Raw genomic sequence first — 8742 nt, forward strand, 5'->3', positions numbered from 1 at the left:
GACTGTGGTGCACATTCCGGCGCACGGGTAAACAGTGCGTTCCTCTGCTCTTTACCAGCCGGTCTTTACCAGCCGGGGCCTCCCAGGGGTGTCACCACGGCGGGCAGGAGTACCCGGTCTCCGGGACGTCCCCGTCCAGGAGGTAGGCGTCAACCGCCTCGTCGATGCAGGGATTGCCGTAGCCGTAGACCGTGTGCCCCGAACCCTCATAGGTGAGCAGGGCCGCGGTCGCCAGCTGGTCGCTGAGCTCCTCGGCCCACGCGTAGGGGGTGGCCGGGTCACCGACCGTGCCCACAACGAGGATCGGCGGCGCGTCGGGGGCGGTGAACCCGGTCGGTGCCTCCTCGGTATCGGCCCAGTAGGCGCAGGGCAGCTGTTCCCACACCAGGTCAGGACCGAAGAACGGCGCTTCCCCGGCGACCCGCTCGGCCGTGTCCCGGTACACCTCGGGGTCGGTCGGGTCGGAGCGGTCCGCACAGTTCACGGCGGTGAGGGCGGCCTCGGAGTCCAACTCCCCGGAGCCCGGAACGGGGTCCCGCTCGCCCTCGTCCGCGTCGCGTTCCTCGTACTGGCCGAAGGTGTTGTCGTAGAGGCGGTCCAGCTGGGGCCCCGCACCCTCCGGGTCCTCGTCCAAGGCGGCGAGGGTGTCGGCCAGTTCGTCCCAGGCCGCCTCGTAGTAGAGCTCCATGCTGACCATCCCCAACAGGGCGGACCCGTCCACCGGCATGCCCCGGGCTTCGGGCGGGTCGTCGTCGAGCCGATCCAGGAGCCCGCCCATCTCGGCGTCCGCCTCGTCCTCGCCGCTGAAGAGGCAGTCACCGCGCCGTACGCAACCGGCGACGAACTGGTCCCAAGTGCCCTGGAAGGCGTCGGCCTGCTCCGCGGCGATCTCGACGTTGGGGCGTTCGGTCTCCACCGCGCCGTCCAGGACCAGGGCCCGGGTGTCCTCGGGGAACATCTCCGCGTACAGGGCGCCGATATGGGTGCCGTACGAGAAGCCGGCGTAGGTGAGCTGTTCATCGCCCAGGGCCTCGCGGACCAGGTCGAGGTCGCGGACCACGTTGACGGTGCCCATGTTGGCGAGGAACTCCTCCCCCACCGTTTCCGCGCAGCTGTCCGCGTAGTCCCTGGCGGTGTCCTCCAGAGCGGCGAGGTCGGTGTCGGTGACGTTCTCGGGGTCGGCGACGCCCCGGCGGGCCTCGTCCATGGCGTACCAGTCGCCGCAGGCGAAGCCCTCGCTCTCGCCGACCCCGCGCGGGTCGAAGGAGACCACGTCGAAGGCGGCGTGCACGTCGTCGTCCAGGAAGGGGAAGTCGAGCATCTCCACACCGGGCTCGCCGGGTCCGCCCGGATTGAGGACCAGCGAACCGATCCGCTCGTCCGCGCGCCCGCTGGCGGGCTGCCGGGCCAAGGCCAGCCCGACGGTGGCGCCTTCGGGATCGCCGTGGTCGAGCGGGACTGCGACGGTCCCGCACTCCAGGGTCTCCAGCCAGTCCGGGTCGCCGCCCCATTCGGGCGCTTCGTCCAGTTCCGAGTCGGAGAAGCAGGGTGTCCAGTCGACGCTGTCCACGGGTGGGGGCTCGGGTTCCTCCGCCCCCGGAACGCAGCCGGAGAGGAAGAACACCGCCGCGCTTGCCAGGACCCAACCGCCCGTGTACCGCATATTCCGCCGTCTTCGATCCCGCGCGGCCAGGCCGCCGCGCCCCGCCCCCCATCTTGGCGCACCGGCCGGTGCGGGGCACGGGGGCGGGGCGCGGATTGGCGGGGTGTGGGTCGGGCGGACGGATCGCCCCGGGGTCAGAGCTTGGAGGCGTCCGTACGCAGCAGCTCCGGGGGGCGGTCCGGGTCCACCGCCAAGACCAGGGGACGCAGGGGTTCACCGAAGCAGAGGCCGGGAGCGTGTTCGGCCGGGTCGGTCCGATCGCCCGCGTCGACCTGGGCGATCCAGTCCACCAGTTCCCCCGCGCGCGACACGTCGCCTCCCGGCCTGGTCAGGGCCAGGACCGTACCGGCCACATCACAGCGCACGTTCAGGTGCAGTGTCGCAGCGAACACGCTCTGGGCCCACGCGCCCGGACGTACGTCCCGCAGCGGTCCGTCGAAGGTGCGTCTCCGGCTCCGGGCCGGAGCGGTCAGGCCCACCGCGCGGTCGTCGAAGGTCAGCACCAGACTGGGCCGCTCCTGCGCGGTCAGGAAGGAGTCCGGGTCGGCCAGGGAGGCGTCCCACCACACCCGGCACCGGCCCGTGGCCGCGGTGCGGAGCTCGTCGGCGGCCAGGTCGAGCAGTGCCACGTCCACCTGGTCGCGCGCGGGGCCGGTGACCAGACCCGACAGGGCCCCGGCATCCGGCGGCGCGGCCCCCTCGGACGGCAAGGGTTCGTAACCGGACAGCACCAGCGGCCAGTCGATGCTGGCGCGTCCCTCGAGTTCGCTCCGGCCGTGCCTCAGGCAGACCACCGACCGGTCGCGGGCCCGCTGGTAGGTGGCACAGGCTCCGCTGAGGCGGGCGGCCTTGGCCAGTCCCAGACTCATGGCCTTGGTGCCGGTGGTGATGTCGACGGCCACCGGCTGGCCTTCCCCGCGCTCCCGCTCGATCCACTCGAGGGCGACCGCCGCGACGGCGTCGGCGTCGTAACCGTCCACGGGGTCGGCGGCCAGCCGGACCCGGTTCCGGTAGCCCTCGGAACGCAGGGTGTCGGGGTCGGCCGGAGGGCCGTCCGGGTGTTCAGCCGCATGCAGCGTGCGGGCGACCGCGTCGCGCACCTTGGCGCGCAGGCTCTGGTTGGAGGGCAGCACGAGGGTGCGGGCCGGGCGGTGCGCGTGCACGGCTGCGAGCGTGCCCAGTCTGCTTCCACCGAGCGGTGTGACGAGCAAAGGCCCGTCGTCCGGGCCCGGGTGGCGGGAGGGCCGTGCGGGCACACGGGTTGCGGGTTCGGACGTGGCGGCCGCGCCGCGGGGCCCGGGTGGGGGCGCGGCGGCCCGGACCGGAAAGAACCTGTCGCGCACCTCGTCGAAGGAGGTCACCCGCTCCAGCAGGGTGTCCAGGTTCCACGTGTGGACGTGGCGGGCCGACAGCGCCGGGTTGTAGGAGGTGATCTCCTCACGCAGCTCGGAGACGACAGGACCCGCGTAGACGAAGAGGACCTGGGTGGCACTGCCGAAGACCCGTCGGGCCTTGGCCACGGTCCACCCGGCGCGGGCGACCACGTCCTCGGCACGCGTCTTGGCCTCCACGCAGAGCACGCGGTGCCGGTGGCGGACCAGGACGTCGAAGTCCGCGATCGAACCGCCACGGCGGAAGGGGTCGGCGACGCGTCGGGCGCCGAGGACCTCCGTATCGGACCGTCCGCTCAGCAGGCGCCTCAGATGGGCGAGAACGCGCCCCTCGGCCGCGATCCCGTTCCGCTCGCCTTCGGGCAGGCGGGGGAACGCGTCGGCCAGGGCGCCCGTACCGCCTTCGAGGAACCTTCGGACGGGTTCGGGGTCGCGGTCGTCCAACCAGTGGGCCCCGTGGATCGCGGCCAGCGTGCGCAAGTCCACGCCTCGGCCGTGCACCGGGCGCCCGGAGCGGGTGGTGTCCGCGGTGCGCAGCACGTCGACGCGGGGGTCCAGGTAGTGGCGCCAGCGGCGGGCCACGGGCGGAAGCGCGTTCTCATGGTGCAGAGCTGCGGCCACGCTCATGACCTTGGTTCCGCCGGTGTAGTCGAGGTACCAGGGCCGCCCGGAGAGCGCGCGGCGGACGGAATCCAGGAGCGCGGTGACCGGACGGGGGTCGTGCGGGTCCGGGCCCACGCTGAGCACACGCACGGAGATGCGGGGGGCGAGGCGTTCGACGGCGTCGGCGACCCGGCGTGCGACCGTCAGGGTGCCGTCACTGGAGACCAGGATGAGCTGGTCGACGGGCAGGGTCAGCGCTGCCAGCAGGGCCGGGGTGGGGTTCTGCCCCACGAGGACGACGGCGACTCGGGGTTCGTCCACGGTTTCCTTTCCCACACGGGTGGGAACGAGCCGTTTCCGGCCGTTTCCGGGCTACAGGAGCAGGGGCCAGATTACTCAACCGCGCCCGGAATGGATCACGTGAGTGCTTTCTCCGGTTCGCGCGCTGGTGGACGCCCCTTCGGTGACGTGAGCACAAATGAACGGCAGCCGGTGACCATCCCCCTGTCGTCCCGCACGAAATCGGAGGGCACCAGTAGGTCGTCCCGCTCCGGATGGGCCGAGCTCACGACGGAGGAGACGATGTACCACACCCCCTCCCTCGGCTCGGGCAGGACCGCGCGGCTGCGCCTCTCGGCCAGGAGGGGCAGACCCTCCACCGGATTCAGGGGAGTGCGCACCGCCTCTACCCGGGCCGGATCCGGTGCTTTGCGCCAGCTCCGGATCACGCGCGCCTGCTCGTCGACGATTCTCACCTCATGCGGCGTCAGATTGACCACGGGCATCCGGCGGCCTCCCGTTCTTCTCGATCCATGGCGCTCGGCCACGCTGTCCGGCCCTCCGCGCCGCCCCCCGTTCCGAGGCCCTCACCGCAGTCTCTCGGACACCGGATCGGACACCGGCCCCGGAGGCCGGGGGCCAGGGGCCAGGGGGCAGGGTCGGGATCGGGATCGGGCACGGGGATCTCTTCGGAGCGAAAACCCCTGTTCATTCTGAGACACCTGTGACCTATGACCGTTTAATCCAATAATTGCACTCGCGGTCTTTTTCAGGATCATGGTCGTCAATTGACAGTTCAGCACCAACGGACCTATTTTGTTGTATGACCTCCCGTTAACGCAGGAGTGTCACCGAAGGACTCACAGCTCGTCAGCGCGTCTCCCCGGAAGGGCTGGGGAACGTCCCCGCCCCGAATCACTCGGGGAGAAGAGTTCGTGAGTGAACACCACTGCTCCGCCTGGGGGCTGTTCCGTTCCACCGCCTTCCTGCACGTCTTCACGCGTGCACTGGGTTGCGGAGCATGTTCCGCGGACGGAACCGCACAGGACTGCGCCGGGCACTCCGAACAGTTCTGCGACTACGTCGAGCTGTGTGTCGAACACTGCCCGTGCCCAGAGCACGCCGGTGACCCGCACAGCGTCGTCGCCATGCGCATGGCCCGCGCCCTGCCCGACGACAGGGGCGTGGACCGCGGCGCCGCGCACCGGCTCCGGGACGCCTTGGACGACGTGCGCCGCGACCGCTCCTACAAGAACCTGCGCCACGTCTACCCGCACCGCGGCCAGGGCGGCCAGCTCCGCTGCATCTTCTCCGAACGCCCCCGCCGCTGGGCCCAAAGGCGCGACGTCGCCCGGATCGCCACCGACGTGATCGAGCAGGAAGCCTTGGCCCTGCTGGTACTCACCGCGGGATGGGGCAACCCGGCCGCCGACCTACCCGAGGACATCCACCCCGGTGAGTCCGTCTCCTTCACTGAGGACGGCAGCGCCGTGCCCGTCGCCGACCTGCACGGCCGGTCTCTCACCACGGTCAAGGAACCACCGATGGTCTCCACCGCCACCGGCGACTACCTGCTGCGCAAGCTCGCCGAACTGGCCTCCGGGCGTGACGCCGACCCCGGCCGCACCGCCGACCAGCGCCGCCGACTGCTCCTGCGCCAGCTGCTGCCCAACCTGAGCGGCGAGGACGTGGCCCGCCGCCTGACCGGGGTACTCAGCAGAATGGCCCTGCGCATGCCCGACCATTTCGCCCTGGTGCAACGCGCCCGAGGCCGGTCCCGGAGCGCGCCCTACACCCCGGTCCCCGCCCAGCCTCCCGGTGCCGACAGCACCTACGGTGAGGACGCCCCTCGGACCGAGGTCCTCCAGGAGAGTGAACAACGGTGGCTGAGCTGGTTGGCCCACGAGCTCACCGCCCGGGCCCAGGCCCACCGGGCGGCCTTCGACGCCGATCCACCCGGCGCACTCGACACGCTCCTGTGCCGTCTCCTGGAGGAGGGTCCACCGGTACCCGAACGCTGGCGGGACGCCCAGAACGACCCGGACCGCCGCGCCGACCTCCTGGACGCCCTCGCCGAGAACATCAGCGGCTGAAGCGTGTGCCGCCGGAACGCGCCGGCTTCGACTCCCCGGAGCGGTGGATCGGCAGGAGCCGCAAGGCGTCGCGGTCGGAGGCGGAGCGGGCGGTGTAGGCCTCGAGCCGGTGGTCCGGGCTGTCGGGCTGGAGCCAGCACTGGTAGTCGACGTCCAACGCGCCCACGGTGGGGTGCTGGAGGCGCATGGTCCCGACAGTGCAGTCGCGCACGTCCACCTCGGACCACAGTGCCGCGAACTCGGGGCTGCGCATGATCAGCTCCCCGATGAGCTCGGCCAGACGCCCGTCGGTGGGGTGCCGACCGGCGGTCAGGCGAAGGTAGGCCACGTGCACCACGGCGAGCTCGTCCCAGTTGCGGTGCAGGTCGCGGGTGAGCGGGTCGAGGAAGAACATCCGAGGCGCCGACGGACGGTTCTCGGGATCGGTCGGCGCGTCGAAGTCCAAGTGTTCGGCGGTCAGGGCGTGCCCGGCGCGGTTCCAGGCCAGGATGTCGCCTCGGCGGCCCAGCAGGACCGTCGGTGCCCCCTCCCCGAGGGATCCCAGCAGTGCCAGGACCCGCGGATGCGGCTCCTCGGGCCGCGGCCGGACCAGGCGCGCCACCGGCGGGCGGCCCGCCAGGTTGTGCAGGTGGACCACCTCGACCTCGTCGAGCCGCAACACACGGGCCAGGGAGTCGAGCACCTGCACTGAGGCCGTGCCCGCCTGGTCCTGCTCCAACCTCGTGTAATACCCGGCGCTGACCCCCGCGAGCTGGGCCAGTTCCTCACGCCGCAGCCCGGGAACGCGGCGCGGCGAACCGTACACGCGCAGGCCGACGTCGTCGGGGGTGACACGGTCCCGTCGGCTTCTGAGGTAGGTACCGAGGCTCTCGAGTTCCATACCCCGATCGTAGGTCCGGACGGCTCGGTGGCGCCTGCACCTGTCAGGGATACCCACGGCACGGCTCTGGCTGGTTCTCGGAGCGGCGGCCACTGTCGGATCCATGAATGAACAACTCACGTCCCGCTCTCCGGGGAACCGGACGAGCCGCCGCTCCTGGCTGGGCCTGGCCGTCGTCCTGGGCCCGGTCCTCCTGGTCGCGATGGACAACTCCATCCTCTTCCTCGCGATGCCCCGCATCACCGACGCCCTCTCCCCCACAGCTGACCAGTCCCTGTGGATCCTCGACATCTACGGGTTCGTCGTCGCTTCGCTGCTCATCACCTTCGGCAGCATCGGGGACCGCTACGGACGCCTCAGACTGATGATGATCGGCGCGACCGTATTCGGCGCGGGGTCGGTCGGGGCGGCGCTGTCACCCTCCCCGGAGGCGCTCATCGCCTTCCGCGCGCTGATGGGACTGGGCGGAGCCACCCTCCTGCCCTCGGGGCTCGCGGTGATCAGCGAACTCTTCCGCGACCCCAGACAGCGGGCCCAGGCGATCGGGCTCTTCGCGGCGACGTTCGCCGCGGGTATCGCGATCGGCCCGGCCACGGGAGGACTGCTCTTGAGCACGTTCGCCTGGGGATCGGTCTTCCTGATCAACATCCCCGTCGTCCTGGCCTTCCTCGTGCTCGCGCCCCTCGTCCTGCGGGAGGTGCGCGGCGTCCGGCCCGGGCGGGTGGACGCGCTGAGCGTGGTCCTGTCGACCTCAGGCCTGCTGCTGACCGTGCACACCGTCAAGGACGCCGCCGGACACGGGCTCGCCTGGTCCCAAGGCGCCACGGCGGTGGTCGGAGTCGGCCTCCTGTGGTGGTTCCTCCGCAGGCAGCGCGGGCTCGAACACCCCCTGCTCGACCTCTCCCTGTTCCGGGAGCGCGTCTTCTCCCTCGCAATCGCCACCGGGCTGCTGTCCCTCTTCGTGTGGTCCGCGGCAAGCTACCTCACCGGCATCTACCTCCAGTCAGTCCTCGGCCTCGACGTCCTCACCGCGGCGATGCTGGCGGTTCCGGGCGCCCTCACACTCACCGTGACCTGCATCGCGACGCCCAAGTTCTTCCACCGGTTCGGAAAGCGGACCGCGCTCGCCGCTTCGCACCTGCTGGTCGGTACCGGGCTCGCCCTGCTGCTCCCGGCCACCACCGAGGCCGGAGTCGCCTGGTTCATCACCTCCACCGTCATCGCGGGCGTCGGCTACGGCATCTCGTTCAGCGTGGTCGCCGAGACAGCGGTCTCTGCCGTACCCAAGGAACGCGCGGGATCGGCCGGCGCCATCGCCGAGACCAGCAACGAACTCGGCAACGCGCTGGGTGTCTCCCTCCTCGGATCAGCCGCCGCACTGGTCTTTCGCCTACAGGGGCCCGACGTGGCGGAAACCCTGACCGAGACGCTGGACGCCCCAGGGCTGTCCGCTGCCATGGCCGAGGGCGCCCGAACAGCCTTCCTGAGCGGGATGCACGTCGCCGCGGCCGTCGCGAGCGCCGCGTCGTTCGCCGTCGCGCTGCTCGCCCTGCGCTGGCTGCCCAAGCAGAGCGAGGAATCCACACGGACACCGGCGGTCGAGCACCAGAACTGAGCGCGTCCGGACTTGGTGCCCGGCCGCGTGCCCCACCGCGTCCTGCCGCACGCCCCCGCCCCGACCCCGGCCCCGCCGCATCCTGTTGAAACGTGGCCTAGGTGCACTGACCGGACAGGGGTGTGGGGTTTGTTGGGTGGGTGGGTTCAGGCGTGGTGGGTGCTCAGTGGGTTGGGGCTGTTGGGTGGGGGCTGTTGGGTGGGGTTTGCCCGTGGGGG

6 protein-coding genes are annotated in these 8742 nt (G+C 71.3%); 2 read left to right on the top strand and 4 right to left on the bottom strand.

What is annotated here, in order from left to right; translation table 11 throughout:
- Positions 1–91 precede the first annotated feature (91 nt).
- The 3 genes from ACYVDG_RS05105 to ACYVDG_RS05115 form a co-directional block, all read right to left on the bottom strand.
- The gene (locus ACYVDG_RS05105; protein ID WP_460747120.1) at positions 92–1663 is read right to left on the bottom strand and encodes an alpha/beta hydrolase; all 1572 of its coding nucleotides are present in this window, start codon (positions 1661–1663) and stop codon (positions 92–94) included.
- A 134-nt stretch (positions 1664–1797) separates the two neighbouring features.
- The gene (locus ACYVDG_RS05110) at positions 1798–3978 is read right to left on the bottom strand and encodes a CRISPR-associated protein (protein WP_460747122.1); all 2181 of its coding nucleotides are present in this window, start codon (positions 3976–3978) and stop codon (positions 1798–1800) included.
- A 95-nt stretch (positions 3979–4073) separates the two neighbouring features.
- Entirely contained in the window at positions 4074–4442 is a 369-nt protein-coding gene (locus ACYVDG_RS05115; protein WP_460747124.1) for a hypothetical protein, read from the bottom strand.
- 429 nt (positions 4443–4871) lie between these two features.
- Here ACYVDG_RS05115 and ACYVDG_RS05120 point away from each other — a divergent pair, with 429 nt between their 5' ends.
- Positions 4872–6029, top strand: coding sequence for a hypothetical protein (locus ACYVDG_RS05120; protein WP_460747125.1), 1158 nt, complete (start codon positions 4872–4874; stop codon positions 6027–6029).
- Here ACYVDG_RS05120 and ACYVDG_RS05125 read toward each other — a convergent pair.
- Positions 6019–6909, bottom strand: a complete 891-nt coding sequence (locus tag ACYVDG_RS05125) for a helix-turn-helix transcriptional regulator (RefSeq protein WP_460747126.1) — start codon at positions 6907–6909, stop codon at positions 6019–6021. The two genes, ACYVDG_RS05120 and ACYVDG_RS05125, sit on opposite strands and share 11 nt — an antisense overlap.
- 103 nt (positions 6910–7012) lie before the next feature.
- Between ACYVDG_RS05125 and ACYVDG_RS05130 the strand changes: the two genes are divergently transcribed.
- Positions 7013–8524, top strand: coding sequence for an MFS transporter (locus ACYVDG_RS05130; RefSeq protein WP_460747127.1), 1512 nt, complete (start codon positions 7013–7015; stop codon positions 8522–8524).
- Positions 8525–8742: the final 218 nt, after the last annotated feature.

This window comes from Nocardiopsis oceani, from assembly GCF_054777395.1.